The 19,119-nt window shown below is 32.4% G+C and carries 19 protein-coding genes and 1 pseudogene; 9 read left to right on the top strand and 11 right to left on the bottom strand.

Translation table 11 applies throughout. From position 1 onward, the window contains the following. The first annotated feature begins 84 nt into the window (after positions 1–84). Entirely contained in the window at positions 85–240 is a 156-nt protein-coding gene (sspK, locus tag BM319_RS13790) for a small acid-soluble spore protein K (RefSeq protein ID WP_084007022.1), read from the top strand. Between the two features lie 18 nt (positions 241–258). On the opposite strand, the gene BM319_RS13785 is transcribed toward sspK, so the two are convergent. Further along, positions 259–582, bottom strand: coding sequence for a YfhH family protein (locus BM319_RS13785; RefSeq protein WP_069035247.1), 324 nt, complete (start codon positions 580–582; stop codon positions 259–261). A 66-nt stretch (positions 583–648) separates the two neighbouring features. After that, positions 649–1,464, bottom strand: coding sequence for a recombination regulator RecX (gene recX / locus BM319_RS13780; protein ID WP_069035248.1), 816 nt, complete (start codon positions 1,462–1,464; stop codon positions 649–651). Positions 1,465–1,543: 79 nt separating this feature from the next. Here recX and BM319_RS13775 point away from each other — a divergent pair, with 79 nt between their 5' ends. From BM319_RS13775 to BM319_RS13760, 4 genes are all read left to right on the top strand, one after another. Beyond that, entirely contained in the window at positions 1,544–2,440 is an 897-nt protein-coding gene (locus BM319_RS13775; protein ID WP_069035249.1) for a TIGR01777 family oxidoreductase, read from the top strand. An 18-nt stretch (positions 2,441–2,458) separates the two neighbouring features. After that, a complete protein-coding gene (locus BM319_RS13770; protein ID WP_091023203.1) occupies positions 2,459–3,589 on the top strand; it encodes an amidohydrolase in 1,131 nt (376 codons plus the stop codon). Positions 3,590–3,907: 318 nt separating this feature from the next. Then, positions 3,908–4,468 carry a GNAT family N-acetyltransferase gene (locus BM319_RS13765; protein WP_025671591.1) on the top strand — a complete coding sequence of 187 codons (561 nt, stop codon included), beginning with the start codon at positions 3,908–3,910 and terminating at the stop codon, positions 4,466–4,468. A 68-nt stretch (positions 4,469–4,536) separates the two neighbouring features. Then, positions 4,537–4,662, top strand: coding sequence for a YfhE family protein (locus BM319_RS13760; RefSeq protein ID WP_069035250.1), 126 nt, complete (start codon positions 4,537–4,539; stop codon positions 4,660–4,662). Between the two features lie 106 nt (positions 4,663–4,768). Here the strand turns inward: BM319_RS13760 and BM319_RS13755 are convergent, their stop codons facing one another. The 3 genes from BM319_RS13755 to pflB form a co-directional block, all read right to left on the bottom strand. After that, positions 4,769–4,948, bottom strand: a complete 180-nt coding sequence (locus BM319_RS13755; RefSeq protein WP_091023201.1) for a hypothetical protein — start codon at positions 4,946–4,948, stop codon at positions 4,769–4,771. Positions 4,949–5,126: 178 nt separating this feature from the next. Next, on the bottom strand, positions 5,127–5,876 hold the full coding sequence (pflA, locus tag BM319_RS13750) for a pyruvate formate-lyase-activating protein (RefSeq protein WP_091023199.1): 750 nt from the start codon (positions 5,874–5,876) through the stop codon (positions 5,127–5,129). 96 nt (positions 5,877–5,972) lie between these two features. After that, entirely contained in the window at positions 5,973–8,198 is a 2,226-nt protein-coding gene (gene pflB, locus BM319_RS13745) for a formate C-acetyltransferase (RefSeq protein ID WP_286143764.1), read from the bottom strand. 385 nt (positions 8,199–8,583) lie between these two features. Between pflB and BM319_RS13740 the strand changes: the two genes are divergently transcribed. The 4 genes from BM319_RS13740 to BM319_RS13725 all read left to right on the top strand — a co-directional run bounded on the left by BM319_RS13740 (position 8,584) and on the right by BM319_RS13725 (position 14,805). Next, on the top strand, positions 8,584–9,477 hold the full coding sequence (locus tag BM319_RS13740) for an ATP-binding protein (protein WP_069035254.1): 894 nt from the start codon (positions 8,584–8,586) through the stop codon (positions 9,475–9,477). A 19-nt stretch (positions 9,478–9,496) separates the two neighbouring features. Continuing rightward, positions 9,497–11,374, top strand: coding sequence for a vWA domain-containing protein (locus BM319_RS13735; RefSeq protein ID WP_091023197.1), 1,878 nt, complete (start codon positions 9,497–9,499; stop codon positions 11,372–11,374). Between the two features lie 234 nt (positions 11,375–11,608). Then, a complete protein-coding gene (locus BM319_RS13730; RefSeq protein ID WP_069035256.1) occupies positions 11,609–13,531 on the top strand; it encodes an LTA synthase family protein in 1,923 nt (640 codons plus the stop codon). Positions 13,532–13,653: 122 nt separating this feature from the next. Further along, positions 13,654–14,805, top strand: a complete 1,152-nt coding sequence (locus BM319_RS13725; protein WP_091023195.1) for an AI-2E family transporter — start codon at positions 13,654–13,656, stop codon at positions 14,803–14,805. A 68-nt stretch (positions 14,806–14,873) separates the two neighbouring features. Here the strand turns inward: BM319_RS13725 and BM319_RS13720 are convergent, their stop codons facing one another. From BM319_RS13720 to BM319_RS24745, 6 genes and pseudogenes are all read right to left on the bottom strand, one after another. After that, on the bottom strand, positions 14,874–15,356 hold the full coding sequence (locus BM319_RS13720) for a methylated-DNA--[protein]-cysteine S-methyltransferase (protein WP_091023193.1): 483 nt from the start codon (positions 15,354–15,356) through the stop codon (positions 14,874–14,876). 104 nt (positions 15,357–15,460) lie between these two features. Next, positions 15,461–15,862 carry a GNAT family N-acetyltransferase gene (locus tag BM319_RS13715; protein WP_286143763.1) on the bottom strand — a complete coding sequence of 134 codons (402 nt, stop codon included), beginning with the start codon at positions 15,860–15,862 and terminating at the stop codon, positions 15,461–15,463. A gap of 11 nt (positions 15,863–15,873) precedes the next feature. Then, positions 15,874–16,365 (bottom strand): DinB family protein, encoded by a 492-nt coding sequence (locus BM319_RS13710; protein ID WP_091023191.1) that lies wholly within the window; start codon positions 16,363–16,365, stop codon positions 15,874–15,876. 112 nt (positions 16,366–16,477) lie between these two features. Then, positions 16,478–17,227 carry a sulfite exporter TauE/SafE family protein gene (locus BM319_RS13705; protein WP_091023189.1) on the bottom strand — a complete coding sequence of 250 codons (750 nt, stop codon included), beginning with the start codon at positions 17,225–17,227 and terminating at the stop codon, positions 16,478–16,480. Between the two features lie 636 nt (positions 17,228–17,863). Beyond that, positions 17,864–18,820 (bottom strand): glutaminase A, encoded by a 957-nt coding sequence (glsA, locus tag BM319_RS13700; protein ID WP_091023187.1) that lies wholly within the window; start codon positions 18,818–18,820, stop codon positions 17,864–17,866. Positions 18,821–18,899: 79 nt separating this feature from the next. Beyond that, positions 18,900–19,119: pseudogene (locus BM319_RS24745) on the bottom strand (hypothetical protein); the annotation flags it as partial.

Genomic DNA, 19,119 nt, shown 5'->3' with positions numbered 1-19,119 from the left:
TCATCATATCTAAATTCAAAATGGTCATCATATTGATGATGGTTCGTTTCATCAATTCGTTTTAATCACTAGGAGGGTTTTAAGATGACAACAAAAAGTGAACGTTTTTCAAAACAAAAGCATGATATGGCTATTGATGGTAATATAGATTACAAATCACAAAATGCTTCTATCCGTCCAAATGGGAGCATTAATACAAATCCGCGAGATCGTATGGCAAAAAGTAATCGTGATGAATAGAAAATTTAACCAGGGTTTTTACATCCCTGGTTTCTTTAATAGTGCGATTGGGATTCCTATTTCTTCCTCACTAGTACTTTTATGACCCCAAGCAAAAATACCATTCATATATGTGATCATAAATAATACACCTGGTTCTTCAATTAATTCATATTGCTCGCCAGGAATAAATTGACTTGCGTCTAATAAATATGATTGAGCCATCGTTTTTTTACGTAGTATTACTTCAAGTTCATTGATCATATCCATTTGTTCAGCTTTTCTAGCTTGATGATTCAAATTGCTGATTTCTTGAACTAATTCATCTTTTGTTAAGTCACTATATCGTTTTGGAATTTCCATTTTAAGTCTCCTCTAAATCATTTAGATATTTTTATTATATCAAGCTAATAACAGACAACCAATTTTTTAGTATTCTTCCTCTTCTAAAATTAAAATTGCTTTTTCAATTAAATCAATTGGGAAACCTTTTCGAAATAATGCTGTTTTCATTTTTTGAGTATATTCCCAGCCACTTAATTTATCATATTTCTTTTTCGCTTTTCTAGCATGTATTAAAAGAGTTTGTAATTCATCATCTTCTTCACTTTCATATTGTGTTTCTTCAATTGCAATCGAAGTGATGTTTGCAGAATATCCTTTTCTTCTCAGTAGTTCTTCAAGCTTTGCCTTTTTTTGATTTGTTGAGTACTTCGAAAGTGAAGAAACCTTTTTTTGACAGAGTGAAATAGCATGTTGAATTTGTTTATCTTTTGAAAATAAAATTAAGCTTTTCTCTATTACAGAATTTTGAATCCCTTTTGCTAGTAGTTCATTCTTAATGATTGTTGGTCCTTTTAAAGTCGTATTTATAGACGTGCGGACATAGCTTTCAGCGTATTTTTCTTCATTAATATACCCTTCTTCTACAAGTCGGATAATTGTAGTTTGGATTGTATCAATTAAGAATTCTTGCTTTGTTAAATATTGTTCTATTTCTTTTTTTGTTCTCATCATTCTAGATAAATAAACAATACTAGATAGATATGCCTTTCTAAGTTGATCGGCATTTAATATCTCTTCTAGTTCAAATGGCTCAAATGATTGACCTTTTTTTATGTTAAATTTAACAAGAGTATCAGCATCTACACTAAATGAATACTCTTCACCATTCCCACTATCTGTATAAATATTAAATCGTTCTTTATTTAATTTTTGAACTTGAATTTTCGTTATTATAGACATAATTTACCTCAAAATAAATTTTGTTTTTATGTACACATAAAAATAATAATATCATATTATGTATTAAGGAGATGCGTGGATGAAGATTCTTCTTACAGGCGGTACAGGGTTTATTGGATCTCAATTAATAAATGAATTTATTCGACATGAATTTCAATGTTATATTGTCACAAGAAATATAAGAACATCATCTAATCCATTTATTACTTATATTAATTGGGATCAATTAACCTCGAATTCTTTTGGGGAGTCCATTGATGTAGTCATTAACTTAGCCGGTGAATCAATAAACAGCGGTAGGTGGACTAAACAATTAAAAGACAAAATTTTACAAAGTCGTATAAAATCTACAAATATTCTAATTACATGGTTTGAAAGACAAGCCCATCGTCCAAAACTTTTTATTAATGCTAGCGCAATAGGGTTTTATGGAACCTCGGGATCTATAACTTTTAATGAAGATGACAAGCCTATTTCAAATGATTTTTTAGCATCAACTGTAAGAGAATGGGAAACTGTTGCCAGAAAAGCTGAGGAACTGGGAATTCGGACTATTCTCGCTAGATTTGGTCTTGTTTTAGGGTTAAATGGTGGAGCACTTCCAAAAATGATTTTGCCTTATAAATTGTTTATGGGTGGTCCAATCGGAAAAGGTACCCAGTGGATATCTTGGATTCATGAGAAGGATGTTGTTGGACTAATTCTTCATTCGATAAAAAATAACGAAATTAGAGGGCCAATCAATTTAGTGTCACCTAATCCAGTAACAATGAACGAGTTTAGCAGATCCCTTTCAGCAGCTTTACATCGACCAAATCTATTGAAAGTTCCTAATTTTGCCCTTCAATTATTACTAGGTGAAATGAGTATGCTAGTTTTAGAAGGTCAAAAAGTTATTCCTTCTAAAGCCATTCAAACTAATTATAACTTTCAATTCCCAACTTTAAAAGAAGCTTTACTGTTAACTTTAAATTAGTTTTTGAAAGGATTTATCATGAATCTATTATTTAAAAATGCAACCATTTTTCCCATTACATCTCAAGTTTTATATAACCATGATTTGTTAATTGAAAATGGGAAAATTAAAGAAATTGCACCTGAGATTTTTTCGATTGAAGATCAAACAATTGTCATAGAATGTGCAGGAAAACCACTATTTCCAGGTTTTATTGATGTACACACTCACTTAGGACTATATGACGAAGGAACTGGTTGGGCTGGAAATGATGCGAATGAAACAATTGAAGTATTGACTCCACATATTCGATCAATGGATGGAATATTGCCACTTGATGTTGCTTTTACTGATGCAATCCAACATGGAATTACAACAGCTCATATTATGCCTGGTAGTGGAAATGTAATTGGTGGAACAACTTGTACAATTAAAACATATGGTAAAAGTGTCGATAAAATGATTATTCAAGAACCGTCTGGATTGAAAATCGCTTTTGGTGAAAATCCAAAAAGAACTCATAGTAACGGGAATAAAGAATCAATTACTAGAATGGGTATTATGGGAATGCTTCGTGAAGCATTCTATGAAGCTAAAAACTCGCATAACCCAGATGACTTTCGAATTTTACCAATTATTAAAGCTTTAAATAGAGAAATTCCAGTACGAATTCATGCTCATCGTGCAGATGATATTTTATCAGCTATACGTTTTGGAGAAGAATTTAACTTAGATATACGAATTGAACATTGTACAGAAGGTCATTTAATTATTGACCAACTAAAGGATCGAAACCTTCAAGTATCTGTTGGTCCTACATTAACTAGACGTTCAAAAATCGAATTAAAAAATAAATCCTGGACTACATACAAAGCTCTTGCTGATATTGGGGTAAGTGTTTCAATTACAACTGACCACCCTTATACGCCAATTCAGTATTTAAATGTATGTGCAGCTATAGCAGTTCGAGAAGGTTTACCTGAGCTCGAAGCTTTAAAAGCAATTACGATTAATCCAGCAAAAAATCTTAATTTATCTCATAGAATTGGTAGCTTAGAAATTGGTAAAGATGGTGATGTAGTATTATGGTCCCATCATCCGTTTCATTATATGGCTAAACCATTACTCACTGTCATAGATGGTAGAATTGTGTATAAAAATATCGAATAATTTTAGTTTGCAATTTGAACAAAATCGTTTATTATAGTATAGTAAGAACGTTTGCGGTAAATTAAATAGAAAGTGTGAAAACACTTTTCTTATATAGTATTTTAACGGGAAAGGCAAATGGTGAGCCACCAGTAAATCGCTGGTCCTAGTGGGTTCGATTCCCACCCCGAAATTTTAGGGTGCATTAAAAAATTATTCATAATTTATTCATAGTTAATGCACTTCACAGGACTTTAAATTTTATTGTTTTAGTCCTCACAAAAATTTCGCGGGTGGCGTAACCTTCTTTCGCTACCCTTATTATGAGGAGGAGTAGAGATGCTGAAACAGCGAGATTTACAAGATTGTTCTGTACTTTTTGAACTTATGGTGCATCCTGATGTCTTTCCCTTTGTGCGCCATAAAGCAAATTCGTACGAAGAATTCTTATTTATCACAAAACAAGCAATCGAACTAGAAGAACAAGGAAAAATGATATCAAGAACAATCTTAGATGAGTGGGGTAACCCTATTGGTAACATTTCTTTACATGATATTGAAGATGGATATGGCTTTTTAGGAACTTGGTTAGGCAAACCTTTTCACGGAATGGGTTATAATAAACCAGCAAAAGACGCTTTCTTCCATGAGTTATTTCACGATTTAGGAATCAACTCTATTTTTATGCGTATTCGTAAAGTGAATAAACGTTCTTTTTATGCTGCAAGTAAACTACCATACGCATCATTAGCAAATGAATCACGTAAATGTCTATATGATGAAATAAATCAAAATGAAGAAATTTACGATCTATTTGAAATTACTAAAGACAATTATTTATTGCATACAATGCGTGAAGATTACCAACAACATGAAGTTACACATTTAAAAGAAGCATAATTAAGTATATCAGCCACAAAAAATGGAGAGACTTACTAAGGATTTTATAACTTAGCGAGGTGTTTTTTGTGGATAAACGAAAAGATAAAACGAGACGTAATTTAAGTTCTACTCAAGAAGTATTATATGCAAAAGAATTTAAAAGAGCTGATCGTGCTGCAGGTTATACTAATTTTAATGGCATAGGCAAATAATTTTATTCAAAAAGGCTTTCTTAGGAAGCCTTTTTTGTTTTTCTAGAATAATTTTATAACGAGTAATGCTCCGTATAACTATCTTGCAAAATTTACAATATCTTATTTAAATTTCACTTGATTCAATAATATAAACCGAAGACGGTCTAACATAATATTCCTTACTAAGTTTTTCTTTTATTCGATGCATTTCATCTTCAATTTTTTCTCCTCGAACAAAAGATCCCCCTTCGATTCCATTCTGATCATCTAGTAAAACATACCAAGAAAATCGAAACTCCTTCATAAAAATTCACCCTTTTAAAATAAGAAACTATAAATAACTATTTTTCATTATATTCACTAACCTCAAATTTATTTTAGTCAATCGTCTAAATAATCATAAAAAGCTTCTAAAATAAACTGTCCTTTAAATGTTAGACGCCTACTAACATTTAAAGGACAGTTCAAAGTAATTAGTCTTATTAACAAGTTTGCAATTCTTTCTTTTGAGTTAATAGTTGATAAGCCTGATTAACACTTTCATTTGATGGTGGTTGAATATCTTTTAAGGGATATTTTAATCCTAATGCTTCCCATTTATAGACTCCTAATTGATGATATGGTAAAATTTCTACTTTTTCCACGTTACTTAAAGTCTTTATAAAGCCACCTAGTTTTATTAGATCAACTTCAGAGTCGGTGATTCCAGGAACTAATACATGTCTAATCCAAACCGGGATATTTCTATTGTCCAAGTATTTAGCAAAGCATTTAATCTGCTCATTTGATTTTCCCGTAAGTTTTATATGTTTTTTTCCATCAAAATGCTTTAAATCTAATAAAACTAAATCAGTGTATTCTAATACTTCGTCTAATTTTAATAGAAAGTTTGGATCAGTACTGAAACATCCACCAGATGTATCAATCGTTGTATGAATCCCATTTTTTCTACAAGATTTAAACAGTTCTAATAGAAAGTCTAATTGTAATAATGGTTCTCCACCACTAACCGTAACCCCACCTCCAGATGATCTCATAAATGGGATATAGGTCTTGATATCCTTTATTACTTGATCAACTGACATTTCTTTACCTGCTCCAATTTTCCACGTATCTGCGTTATGACAATATTGACATCTTAATAAACATCCTTGAGTAAAGATTACATATCTAAGACCTGGTCCATCGACAGTTCCACAAGTTTCTATTGAATGTATATTTCCTGAAACCATTGTCATTCTCCTCTGAACTAATTTTTTCCTTACTTACCAAAAAACATTAAAGCCTAGAGAAGTATGTCCCCCACTAGGCTTTAAACACAGTGATTTTTACATAGAACCGTGGAAAGTTCTATTTATTACGTCAATTTGTTGTTCCCTAGTTAGTTTTATGAAGTTAACTGCATAACCTGAGACTCTTATCGTTAATTGCGGATATTCTTCAGGATGTTCCATCGCATCCATTAATGTTTCTCGATTGAACACATTTACGTTTAAGTGATGGCCACCTTTTTCCGTATATCCATCTAACATTGCTACTAAGTTTAATATTTGTGTACTCTCGTCCTTACCTAAAGCTTTTGGAACGATTGAAAAAGTATTTGAAATTCCATCTTGTGCATCCTCGTAAGGTAATTTCGCTACAGAACTTAATGATGCTAGCGCTCCATTTGTATCTCGTCCATGTAACGGATTGGCACCTGGAGCAAATGGTTCACCTGCTTTTCTTCCGTCTGGTGTATTACCCGTCTTTTTACCATAAACAACATTAGACGTAATCGTTAACACTGATGTTGTATGAATTGAATTACGATATGTTTTATGCTTTCTTACTTTTGCCATAAAGCTTTCAACAAGTTCTACAGCAATATCATCTACAAGATCATTGTTGTTCCCGTATTTTGGATACTCTCCCTCAATTTCAAAATCAACAACGATTCCATTCTCATCGCGAATTGTTTTAACATTTGCATGCTTGATAGCTGATAATGAATCAGCACAAACTGATAATCCTGCAATACCTGTTGCCATTGTACGTTTTATATTTGCATCATGTAACGCCATTTCAATTCGTTCATAGCTATATTTATCATGCATAAAGTGGATACAATTTAATGTGTTAACATATAAGCCTGCTAACCAATCTAATAAAACGTCGAACTTAATTTTTACTTCTTCATAGTCAAGATACTCAGATGTAATTGGAGCATACATAGGTGCTACCTGAGCTTTTGACTTTTCATCTTTACCACCATTAATCGCATATAACAATGCTTTAGCAAGATTTGCACGTGCACCAAAGAATTGCATTTGCTTACCGATTGTCATAGCGGAAACGCAACATGCAATGCCATAATCATCACCATATTCCGGACGCATGATATCATCATTTTCATATTGAATTGAGCTAGTTTTAATTGACATTTTTGCGCAATATTGTTTAAATCCGACTGGTAGTTTTGATGACCAAAGGACAGTTAAGTTAGGTTCTGGAGCTGGTCCTAGGTTATCTAAAGTATTTAAAAAACGGAATGAGTTCTTTGTTACAAGTGGACGACCATCTATTCCTATTCCACCGATTGACTCTGTTACCCAAGTAGGATCGCCAGAAAATAATTCATTATAATCAGGCGTACGAGCAAACTTGACTAATCTCAGTTTCATTACAAAATGATCGACTAATTCTTGTGCGTCTTGTTCAGTTAAAGTACATTCTTCAAGATCTCTTTCTATATAAATATCCAAAAATGTTGAAACTCGCCCTAAGCTCATAGCTGCTCCATTTTGTTCTTTTATTGCTGCTAAATAGCCAAAATATAACCATTGGAAAGCTTCTTTTGCGTTTGTCGCAGGTCTAGCAATATCAAACCCATGTTTTGTTGCCATTTGTTTTAATTCATTTAATGCACGGATTTGTTCATTTAGTTCTTCACGATCCCTTATTACTTCTTCTGACATAACACTTGTTGTTTTATTTAAAGTATCAATTTTATCGTTGATCAGTCGATCTACACCATATAACGCTACCCTTCTATAGTCACCAATAATTCTTCCACGACCGTAAGCATCAGGTAGACCAGTAATCACACCCGAACGTCTTGCTGCTTTCATTTCTGATGTATAGGCATCAAATACGCCTTGATTATGTGTTTTTCGATATTCTGTAAATATTTTACTTATTTCATCATCAACCTTATATCCATAAGACTCGCATGATGCTTCAGCCATTCGAATTCCACCAAATGGTTGTAATGATCTTTTAAACGGTTTATCTGTTTGGAATCCAACAATTTGCTCTAATTCTTTCTCTAAGTATCCTGGTTCGTGTGAAGTAATCGTAGATACAATTTTCGTATCCATATCTAAAACTCCGCCATTTTCGCGTTCTTCTTTAGATAATTTAAGTACTAGATCCCATAGTTTGTTAGTTGCATCTGTTGGGCCTAAAAGAAAAGAGTCATCCCCAACATAAGATTTAACATTTTTTTGAATAAAGTCCCTTACATCAATCGTTTGTTCCCATCGTCCAGTTTCAAATTGTCTCCATTGTTCCATCGTATTACTCCTCCTCTTCTGCATATAATACAGAAAGTTAATTAAGTATATAACAGATTACATATCTAATTTAACATACGATGAACCGAAACAATCCTTTGTATTATGAACATATTGTGAAACATTGAACAAAGTGGTTAAAAAGTTAACTCATATAAACACTTAATTCTTTCCACTAAATTACAGTTGCTTCATATATATAGTAATTCACTCTGAAAACTTTCCTGTTAAACGACAAACTGTTATACTCAAAAGATAGTAACTGTATTAGCAAAATCTTAAAAATATGTGGACAAGACATTCACAATTCAAATATGCGATAATACTATGGTTAATACACAAATGAATAGTCCAATTGAACAATGTTTATATAAAGGAGTAATTTATGAATACAAAACTAAATCTTTCTAGTTCGATTAATGAAAAATTAAATTTAATATATAATGAACAAATTCAAAAAGTTCTAAAAGAAGAGCAATTATTAATCGGAACAAAACAATATGTTTCTCAAGATAAAACGATTTTAGAAGATGCTATTACTGCCCTTCTACTTGGTAAAAATATATTATTAAAAGGTCCAACAGGAAGTGGTAAAACGGTTTTAGCAGAGACTCTTTCAAAATTGCTTTATCAACCGATGCACAGCATAAACTGTTCAGTCGATTTAGATTTAGAAGGTATAGTTGGATACAACACAATTGCCTCTAATACGAACGGATCTGAAGTAGTATTCATCGATGGACCTTTAATGAAAGCAATGAAAAAAGGTCATATTTTATATATTGATGAAATTAACATGGCTAAACCAGAAACATTACCATTACTACATGGTGCACTTGATTATCGAAAAATGATTACAAATCCATTTACTCAAGAAGTAGTAAAAGGTGACGAAAACTTTAGAGTAATCGCCGCAATAAATGAAGGATATGTAGGAACAAGCGAATTAAATGAAGCTTTAAAAAATCGCTTCATTATCATAGATGTTCCATATATTAATGGGGAATCATTACTTCAGTTATTAAAAGATGAATCTGAGCTAAAAGATGAAGAACTACTGAAGAAATTCACAAACTTTTCAAGTGATTTAATTCCATTAGCAAGTGAAGGCAGAATTAGTGAAGATGCAGCAAGTATTCGCGGTGTTCTTGACGCATGTGATTTATCTGTTCATATACCAGTGCTTCGAGCAATTGAACGCACAATTATCGCTAAATTAAGTGATGACATTGAGCGCGAGACTGTTAGAGAACTAGCTGAAAGTTATTTTCTTTCTTGAAATGAGTGATGATTAACATATGAAACAAATCATTTTTAACAATAAAAAAATCGACGCTTCTACTTTTCTTCAAATGGAAAATTTATCAATTTCTCTTTCGAAAGATCGTAGTTCATTTTTAGAATTTGATTTTCAGGCGTATTACGACGATGAAGAACAAAAATTTACTGTAAGTCATTTTTGGGATACACAAGAGCATAATACACAGTTACAAGGTTTGAAATCAGATGTTTACTTAAAAGCTTTAGGTAATAAACATTACTCAGATTTTAGTGAATTCAAAGATACATTAAAGGAATTACAAGAAACTCATTTAAAAAGTTTTTTCACACAATTGTTTGTCCTTCTTGAGGATATCCGACTTGAAGAGTTGATTATTCATCAAAGACCAGGTACAAGACAATTATTTTCTACGAGAAAAAAAATATATAGACATTATTTTCAATCACAATTCAAAGCAAATGAAATGCGTAATTTCCATTTAGATCAGTTGTTTTGTTTAATTTATCTTTCACTTACTTCTACTCAATTAACTTATCAAACGAATGAACAACTAGAGGATATTTTACCCATCCTCTTCCAAGTGTTTGAAGCGAAGAAAACAAGTGATATTTCTTCTATTGTATTTAGAGTGAAGCAGAGATTACTCTCACAATATAAGGAAGATATGATTCACACATATTTTGGCTATTTACCGTTAAATAAAATTAACGAATTAGCTTCATGTAATAGTAAGGTAAAAGAGCTTCAAAATGACGACCAACAAGAGGGTCTTGATGAAAGAAATAGCGAAGATGAAAGATTATCAACCTGGCATAGAGAAAGTAAAAATAATGAAACAGATGATAATTTTTTACGATTTGAAGTTGAAAGTGGTACAAAAACTTCTATTAAAGCAAATTTTGCACGAGAAGAAGAGGCCGGCGATCAGGCAATTGCAAATGCATTTGGTTCCTCTAAACAAGGAGAGAATAAAAAGTCAAAACAAACTGATTCATATGAGGCTACGAATTCATCCTCTGCGCAGCAAAATCCTTTTGGTAAATACAATAGTAATGTTTCTATTAAATATAAAGAAGCAATTGGGCAAACAGTTACTGAAAAGAAACAGTATTCTACATTGTCTTCAATGGTATCTAAAGATGTTAAAGAACTAAGAAAAACGATTGAAAAATCATTAGAAAATAAACAAAATGCACCTACTGATAAATACTATGGTAGGTTAAATAAAAAATGGATTCGACTTTTCACAGATGAAAATCCTAAAATGTTTTATAAAAAACAAACTGAATCGAAAGAATTAGATGCTGTATTTTACTTACTAGTAGATTGCTCGGGATCGATGTTTAATAAAATGGATGAAGTGAAAAAAAGCGTCATTTTATTCCATGAAACATTAAAACAATTAAAAATCTCTCATAGCATTAGCGGCTTTTGGGAGGATGCTTCAAATGCTACAAAAGAAAACAAACCAAATATTTTACATCAAGTCATTCCGTTTTCAAGCTCTTTATCACCTTCTGTAGGTCCAAATATCATGCAGCTTCAAGAAGAAGAGGACAATCGTGACGGCTTAATGATTCGAATTGTTTCAGAAGAACTAGCTAAACGTTCGGAAAAGCATAAGTTTTTACTCGTATTTACAGACGGCGAACCTTCAGCATTAGATTATTTCCAAGATGGGATTATCGATACGCATGAAGCAGTTAAACAAGCTAGAAAACTTGGAATTGAGGTAATCGGTACATTCATTGAGGAAGAAGAACATCAAGAAGAAACTTCACAATTAATGAAAAATATTTATCAGCACCATTACTTAATCGCTTCAAATGCAGAAGATTTAAGACTACAATTAAAACCAATGTTAAAAAAGTTATTATTAAGAAGCATAGAATAAGATAGTTGTCCATAAGATGAAAAGAAATAGGTTTACTAGTAACCTATTTCTTTTTATTTTATAAGAAGTTAGAATATTTTGTCGAACAGATTTACATAATGAAATCGTATTTCCTATTGATTTTTAAAATTAAACGGAGTACGATAAATTTTGACGACTTTAAAGAGATGCATATTTAAAGAAAAGCTAGTGAATGACCGCTAGTTTGTTTTGTATTTAAGGGGGATTAGGACTATGCCTACTTCAATTAAAGCAACATTTTCACGTGTACGTTTCGTATTACTAGTTGCGTTAGTAGTTTGGCTAAAAACGTATATTGTTACTCTGTTTGGATTCGATTTAAAAATTGATACCGTCTTTCAAAATGTAATATTATTTATTAGCCCTTTGGCATCCTCATTATTCCTTGTAGGGATCGCACTTTTTTTCAAAGGGAAAAAACGTAATACGATCGCGCTTTTGATTAATTTCATTTTAACCTTGCTATTATGTGGAAACGTTTTATTTTACGGATTCTTTAACGACTTCATAACATTACCAGTGCTGTTCCAAACTAGTAATATGGGTGATTTAGGATCAAGCGTAAAAGAACTAGCAAGCTTTAAAATTCTTTTTATGTTTATTGATATTCTTATCCTATATTTAATCTCAAAGAAATTTCCTAAATTTTCAAACACTGGTCGAGTACCTTCATTTATGAAGTCAACTTACTATTTAATTACGATTGCAATTGCAGTTTTAAACTTAGGTTTAGCTGAAATGGAAAGACCCGAATTACTTACTCGTTCGTTTGATCGTGAAATGCTTGTAAAAAATCTTGGATTATATGTGTACCAAGGTTATGATTTATCACTTCAAACAAAGACTTCAACACAAAAGGCCTTTGCGGATAGCAGTAAATTAACTGAAATTGAAAACTATGTAAATAGTAACGGCGCAAAAGCAAATGCCAAGCTTTTCGGTAAATATAAAGGAAAAAATGTTATTGTTATTTCTTTAGAATCAATGCAAAATTTCACAATTGGCGCAAAGGTTAATGGGAAAGAAATAACTCCATTTTTAAATAAATACATTAAAGAAAGTTATTATTTTGACCACTTCTATCACCAAACCGGCCAAGGAAAAACATCTGATGCGGAGTTCATTATTGATAACTCTTTATATCCATTAGACCGCGGTGCTGTCTATTTTACACATGCAAATAACGAATATATGGCTACACCTGAAATTTTAAAAGATCAAGGATATTATTCAGCTGTATTCCATGCAAATAATAAAAGCTTTTGGAATCGAAATGTAATGTACCCTTCTTTAGGTTACGATCGCTACTTTAATGAAGTAGATTATAATATTACCGATGAAAACTCGGTAAACTGGGGATTAAAGGATGAAGATTTCTTTCAACAATCACTTCCTCTTTTATCACAAGTGAAACAACCGTTTTATACTAGATTCTTAACTTTATCAAACCACTATCCTTTCGTACTTGATCCTCAAGATCAATACATTGATCAATATAATTCTGGTGACGAGACACTTGATCGTTATGTAACGACAGTACGATATATGGATGAATCAATTAAACACTTTGTTGAAGGTTTGAAAAAATCAGGTCTATATGATAATACAATTCTTGTAATGTATGGTGATCATTATGGTATTTCTGAAAACCACAATCGTGCAATGGCTCAGTTCTTAGGTAAAGACGAAATTACTCCATATGACCATATGGATTTACAACGTACACCATTTATTATTCATTTACCTATGCAAAAACAAGGTCAAACAATCTCAAAGGTTGCTGGTCAAATTGATGTAAAACCTACGATTCTTCATCTGTTAGGCGTTGATACAAAATCAGATATTGAATTTGGTAAAGATTTATTTAGCCCAGATTATTCGGAATTCATTGTTTTCCGTGATGGAAGCTTCGTTACAAGTAAATATTATTATGTAGCTGGCTCTAATGAATTTTATAATCGATTAACTGCTGAAAAAGTAGAAGTTCCTGATCAAGAAGCGAAACTATTAATTGATAAAGCTAAAAAAGAACTAACACTTTCAGATAATATTGTTTACGGTGATTTATTCCGTTTCTACAGTGGCAACAAGCATAAAACAGGTACAATGCAAACAATAACTGAACCAAATCAGTAAAATGTACTTCAATTAAATTTTTAATTTTATCCACCGAGAGATGCTTTTACAAGCATCTCTTTTTGTTATAATATGGTATTTATACATAGTTTTTTAATTAAAATATAGTGGGAGGATATTAATTGTATAAAAACTCTAAGTTATTATTTTGGACGATCGAATTACTATTATTATTCTTAGTCTTATTCGTTGGAACAAAAATATCATTCTTATTTCAACCAATTGGCATTTTAGTTAGTACTTTATTCGCGCCAATACTTGTTTCAGTCTTTCTATATTTCCTATTCGCACCAATAGTTGATTTTTTAGAGCGTAAAAAAGTGCCTCGTTCAATAGGCATTCTTCTTCTCTATCTCGGATTAATCCTAATTGCTGTAGTATCTATCATTAATGTATTCCCAACCTTAACTGATCAATTTAAAGATTTAGTAAATAATATGCCAACAATTGTAAATGAAGCAACAAATAAGATTGGTCTATTAGAGAAATGGTTAGGAAGTCAAAATTACGTTGAAATTAAAGATTTAGAAAAGAAAGTCGCAGACTATGCCCTAGTATTTATCGGTGGCATAACTGGTGGAATTGGTGCGTTTTTCAATATTTTAAGTAATGTAACGTTAATCATATTAACAGTTCCATTTATACTGTTCTATATGTTCAAAGATGGTCATAAGTTTCCAGCTGCGATGTCGCGTTTTTTACCGCAAAGCTTAAGAAAAGAAGCAATTCATATTGCAAATGAAACAGGCGAAACATTAGCATCTTACATTCAAGGTCAAACGATTGTTTGTATTTTCGTTGGAATTGGAACATTTATTGGATATAGTATTATCGGATTACATAATGCCCTAATTTTGGCGTTAGTAGCTGCTATTACAAATATTATCCCATACTTTGGCCCGTTTATCGGTGGAGCTCCTGCAGTGATCGTTGCGGCTTTAGTTTCTCCAAAATTAGCGTTATTCGTTGTATTAATCATTGTAATAGTTCAACAAATTGATTCAAATTTAATCTCACCATATATCATGGGGAAAAAGTTAAATATTCATCCTTTAACGATTATTTTATTATTATTATTCGCTGGTAACTTTGCTGGTGTACTTGGTATGGTTTTAGCTGTGCCAACCTATGCAATTTGTAAAGTAGTGATTGTTAATATATCTAGGATCATCAATTTAAGGAAAAAAGCAAAATTCGCAGATAAGATTATTGATGACGACATTGAAACAAATATCGAAATAAACATTAACAACGATAACGACCAAAAAGAATAAAAAAGAGCAAGAATAATGAAGTTGGAGTGATTTCCACTCCTAACACTTCCATTATTCCTGCTCTTTTTTTACAAGTTAAACGTCTCTCTTCCCTGCTCTCTATTTAAAAGCCATTCTTTCCTCCACAGTCCACCAGCATAACCAGTTAGCTTATCATTTGACCCAATAATACGATGGCATGGAACGATGATACTTAATGGATTTCTTGCATTTGCATTCGCAACAGCTCTTACTGCCTTCGGATTCCCTATACGACTAGCAATATCCGCATATGAAGCAGTTTCTCCATATTTAATTTTAACTAGTTCCCTCCACACACTTTCTTGAAAAGGAGTACCTTTTGCAATTGATTGAATACTAAATTCCTTCCTAGATCCATTAAAATATTCAATCAGCTCATTTGCAGCATCCTTTAAAGAAGGAGGTACTATTTTTTGAATATCATCATTGTCTTCTTTGACAAAATCTATATATGACACTCCTTTTGCATTTCCAACGATCCTCAATGTACCTAACGGAGTGTCTATATAAGCTGTATCTAATTGATTCATAAATCATTCTCCTATGTATTAAGTTAGATTATTTATCTAAAATTTGGAAAATACTCCATTGCTTCATTACATTGATTATAACCGTTCCGCTTATAAAAATTAACTCATTGCTCACTTGGCCAAACAATAACAAATTCGAACTTCATTTCACTTACCCATTTATTCACTTTGGAGATTAATTTTCCTCCAATCTCCTTCCCTCGATAGTCCTTTAATGTATATACATTCGTCATGAAAGCAAAAGGATTAGTCACTCTACCAGGTCGGGGTACTTTTTGAATAAGTTCAATATAAATATGGGAAACAATTATATCTTCTATTTCAGCAACCCATATATACCACTGTTTACTGTTTATTGCATTTAGTAAAAAATCACGACATTCACTGTAAAAGTCATTGTATTCGCTCTCTTTAATTCTTCCAGTCTCATAATCTTCCAAAGTAAAGTCCCATCTCATCTTAATTAACTGCTCAATATCTTTTATTTCTGCCAACCTCAAATTCATTTTATGCCCCCTTAATCCTCTGTACCTAAAACATCGGTATTAGGTGGAATATACCCCATCTGTCGAGCCATCGAGACAATTTGTCCTTTATGATGATATTCATGTGTGATTGCATGTACTAGTAATTTTATCGGTGTGATAGATATTTCTTCATTTTGATCTCTCCAAGGAATCTTTCTTACAATTGGTTTATTTAATTGATCAAGTTTCATATCCAATAATTCACTCACGAATAGGTCAGCTTGTTCAAATCTTGATTTAATATCATCAAGACTAAGATTTACAACGTTTTCCTTTGGCGTAATTGGCTTTTTCGTTTTCAATAATATAAAGGATCCAACCCATGCAATATAACATTCAGCCATATGTAGTAATGTTTCTCTAACACTTTGGAAACCGAACCCATCTAATTTTCTAGTAAAATCCTCTTGCTTTAATTCACTACAAAAATTTAATAATGCTTCACGATTTTCTTTCACCCATTGATATTCCTTTAGATTCACTACAATCACCTCTTAAATTATTGATTAATTAAGCTATTCTATTGAGTGGTAGAAATTACCTTTAAGTAAAATGATAAAAGGTCTGCGGAAACATCCACAGACCTTGATTCTTTTATACAAATAACTTTAAACTTACTTGAACAATTAATAAAACAGAAACTGAAATTAATAGAATTCTAGCTAACTTCATTGGAACAAATTCCGCAAATCTTAATCCTACTTGATTACCTACAATTGAAGCAGCAGCCATCGTCACAGCAATTTTCCATTGGAAGTGACCTGTCATATAAAATATAATAAATGCTGATAAACAACTCCCAAAATTTAATACTCTAGCCAACTGAACTGCATTAACATAAGTAAACCCTTTTTTAATAAAATACAAGATTGCAAATGTTGAAGAACCTGGACCAAAGCCCCCATCATAAATACCAATTCCCGTTAAGATGCCCCTATCTAGCAATGTTTGCTTTTCAACACCACTTTTATTCGTAGTTTCATAGTTCCACTTTTTACTGGCAAAAGTTAACCATAATGAACCAGTTAATAAGACTAATGCCACAATATTCATTACATGTTCATCTAACATACTCGTTACATATGCACCAATTCCCCCACCAATGAAAGAAACTAATATAAATTGAAAAATGACTGAAGCCTTAAAATCTTTCTTTTTAATTGTATAAAGAATACTACTAAACGACCCTAGACCTGAGGCAAACTTATTTGTGGCAATACCCGTTTGAATAGGAATGCCAAGAAAAATCATCATTGGGAGTGTAATTAATCCCCCGCCACCTGCTAATGTTCCAACTACTGCTGCACCGATTCCTAAAATAAAAAGTAATAATAGTGAGTCCATTTTCCTATCTCCCTTTTTTGCGTCTACCCTTACTATACACAAAATATTCGAAAAAAGGGAAACTAAAGACCTCATTATTTGTGGTTGATTATGGAATAGCAGGACTAAGGAGAGAAATTAAAAGAGGATTGGGACTTTATCACTAAAATGAGGAACGTGATAAAACTACAATTAAGTCAGTACTGCAAATAAGTGATAGTAGTCCGCAAATAAGGGAGCTAACTGTGCAATTAAATGAGGAATAGCTGCAAATAAACAGCGAACTGCAATTAAATTTCGAAAATCGCAAATAAAAACAGCAGAACTGCAATTAAAATTAGAGAATCGCAAATAAAAATAGCAAAACTGCAATTAAAATCCCAAGAATCGCAAATAAGTTAGAAGAATACCTATAGTAGTACAGGTATTAAAACGTAATTACCAGGCAGAAATAGCTAAATTTCAACTGGAATAATAGCAAAATCGCTCTAAGTATTCTCTAATCGGATAAAAAACGATAAAAATATGCTAGTTTACTATAAAGAGTAGCAGTAACCCCCCTCACAAATGAATAATACTGACGAGATACCCCGCATCAACATAAAAAAGAGCTTGCCCACCCGTCAATTAACCTGACTTATGGACAGCCCTCTATATTTAAAAAATACTCAAATTATATCGTGAAGCCAGTAACTCTAATAATTTTATACCGGCTATACTATTTCCTTTTTCATCAAGTGACGGGCCATAAACACCAATTCCAAATCGGCGAGGTACCGCACCCATAACACCGCCAGAAACACCACTTTTAGCAGGAATTCCAACTTTAATCGCAAACTCACCCGATGCATTATACATCCCACAAGTAACCATAAAAGTGTTACAAATCTTTGCGATTTTTTCAGGTATAAGCTGCGTTTTAGAAATTGGATCCCAACCATCAAGCGCGAAAATAAGTCCTATTCTCGCCATTTCTAAACAGTTTATTTCGATTGAACATTGTTTTGTATATAAATCTAATAACAATTCAACATCTTCAGTAATAATTCCATGCTCTTTCATAAAGTAGCAAAGCGATCTATTCAAGTGCGCTGTTTCAAATTCAGATGTAGCAACTTCTTTCGAATAAGAAAGATCTTTATTATCTGTTAAAACTCTCATAAAGTTTAAAAGTCGTTGAAAGCGATCTTTTATACTATGACCTTTAATCATACTTGTAACTGCCAAAGCACCCGCATTAATCATTGGATTTAACGGCTTTCCAGCAGACCTAACTTCTAATTTTGCAATTGAGTTAAACGGATCCCCTGTAGGCTCCATCCCTACTCGCTCAAATACATAATCTTCTCCACGATCCATTAAAACTAAAGCTAGCGAAATTACCTTCGAAATACTTTGCAAAGTAAAACGAATGCTCGTATTTCCAGCCTCAAAATGTCTTCCATCAGGCAAAAACACAGCCAACGATAAATCCTTTTTATTTGCCTTTGCAAGAGCAGGAATATAATTGGCTACTTTTCCATACGGAATAAACTCTTTTGCCTCTTCAATAAGGGCTTTCAATTCCTCTAAATTGTGTACTTCTTTTTCCTCTCGAAATCCATTCTGCGTCATAAAATCACCTATTTATTTAATTTTTAAGGGAAAAGACCTTCCCAAAATCACTTTATAAGATTATTCCTACAACTATTAACTACCTACTCTTCACGTTTTTCTTATCTACTTCTTCTACCAGATCTGCCCTCATTTCTTGTTCTTCCTGTACTTCTTGATCTTCCAAAATTTTCTGTTCTTTCGCCTCTTCTTGAATTTCCCGTATTTCCTGTTCTTTCCGATTTACCGGCATTTCTTGATCGATCTGCCCTGCTTGCATTTCCTGTTCTTTCCGCTCTGCCTGCATTTCCTGTTCTTTC

The sequence above is a fragment of the Bacillus sp. UNCCL81 genome, assembly GCF_900112535.1.
Classification (GTDB): Bacteria; Bacillota; Bacilli; order Bacillales; family Bacillaceae_G; genus Gottfriedia; species Gottfriedia luciferensis_B.
This window is presented reverse-complemented; position numbering and strand designations above follow the sequence as displayed.

Coding starts and splice junctions, on each gene's coding strand:
- sspK (WP_084007022.1), top strand. CDS start 85: ATGACAACAAAAAGTGAACGTTTTTCAAAACAAAAGCATGATATGGCT.
- pflB (WP_286143764.1), bottom strand. CDS start 8,198: ATGGAACAATGGAGACAATTTGAAACTGGACGATGGGAACAAACGATT.
- BM319_RS13775 (WP_069035249.1), top strand. CDS start 1,544: ATGAAGATTCTTCTTACAGGCGGTACAGGGTTTATTGGATCTCAATTA.
- BM319_RS13785 (WP_069035247.1), bottom strand. CDS start 582: ATGGAAATTCCAAAACGATATAGTGACTTAACAAAAGATGAATTAGTT.
- BM319_RS13755 (WP_091023201.1), bottom strand. CDS start 4,948: ATGAAGGAGTTTCGATTTTCTTGGTATGTTTTACTAGATGATCAGAAT.
- BM319_RS13715 (WP_286143763.1), bottom strand. CDS start 15,862: ATGAATTTGAGGTTGGCAGAAATAAAAGATATTGAGCAGTTAATTAAG.
- BM319_RS13770 (WP_091023203.1), top strand. CDS start 2,459: ATGAATCTATTATTTAAAAATGCAACCATTTTTCCCATTACATCTCAA.
- BM319_RS13705 (WP_091023189.1), bottom strand. CDS start 17,227: ATGGACTCACTATTATTACTTTTTATTTTAGGAATCGGTGCAGCAGTA.
- glsA (WP_091023187.1), bottom strand. CDS start 18,820: ATGACGCAGAATGGATTTCGAGAGGAAAAAGAAGTACACAATTTAGAG.
- BM319_RS13720 (WP_091023193.1), bottom strand. CDS start 15,356: ATGAATCAATTAGATACAGCTTATATAGACACTCCGTTAGGTACATTG.
- pflA (WP_091023199.1), bottom strand. CDS start 5,876: ATGGTTTCAGGAAATATACATTCAATAGAAACTTGTGGAACTGTCGAT.
- BM319_RS13765 (WP_025671591.1), top strand. CDS start 3,908: ATGCTGAAACAGCGAGATTTACAAGATTGTTCTGTACTTTTTGAACTT.
- recX (WP_069035248.1), bottom strand. CDS start 1,464: ATGTCTATAATAACGAAAATTCAAGTTCAAAAATTAAATAAAGAACGA.
- BM319_RS13740 (WP_069035254.1), top strand. CDS start 8,584: ATGAATACAAAACTAAATCTTTCTAGTTCGATTAATGAAAAATTAAAT.
- BM319_RS13730 (WP_069035256.1), top strand. CDS start 11,609: ATGCCTACTTCAATTAAAGCAACATTTTCACGTGTACGTTTCGTATTA.
- BM319_RS13735 (WP_091023197.1), top strand. CDS start 9,497: ATGAAACAAATCATTTTTAACAATAAAAAAATCGACGCTTCTACTTTT.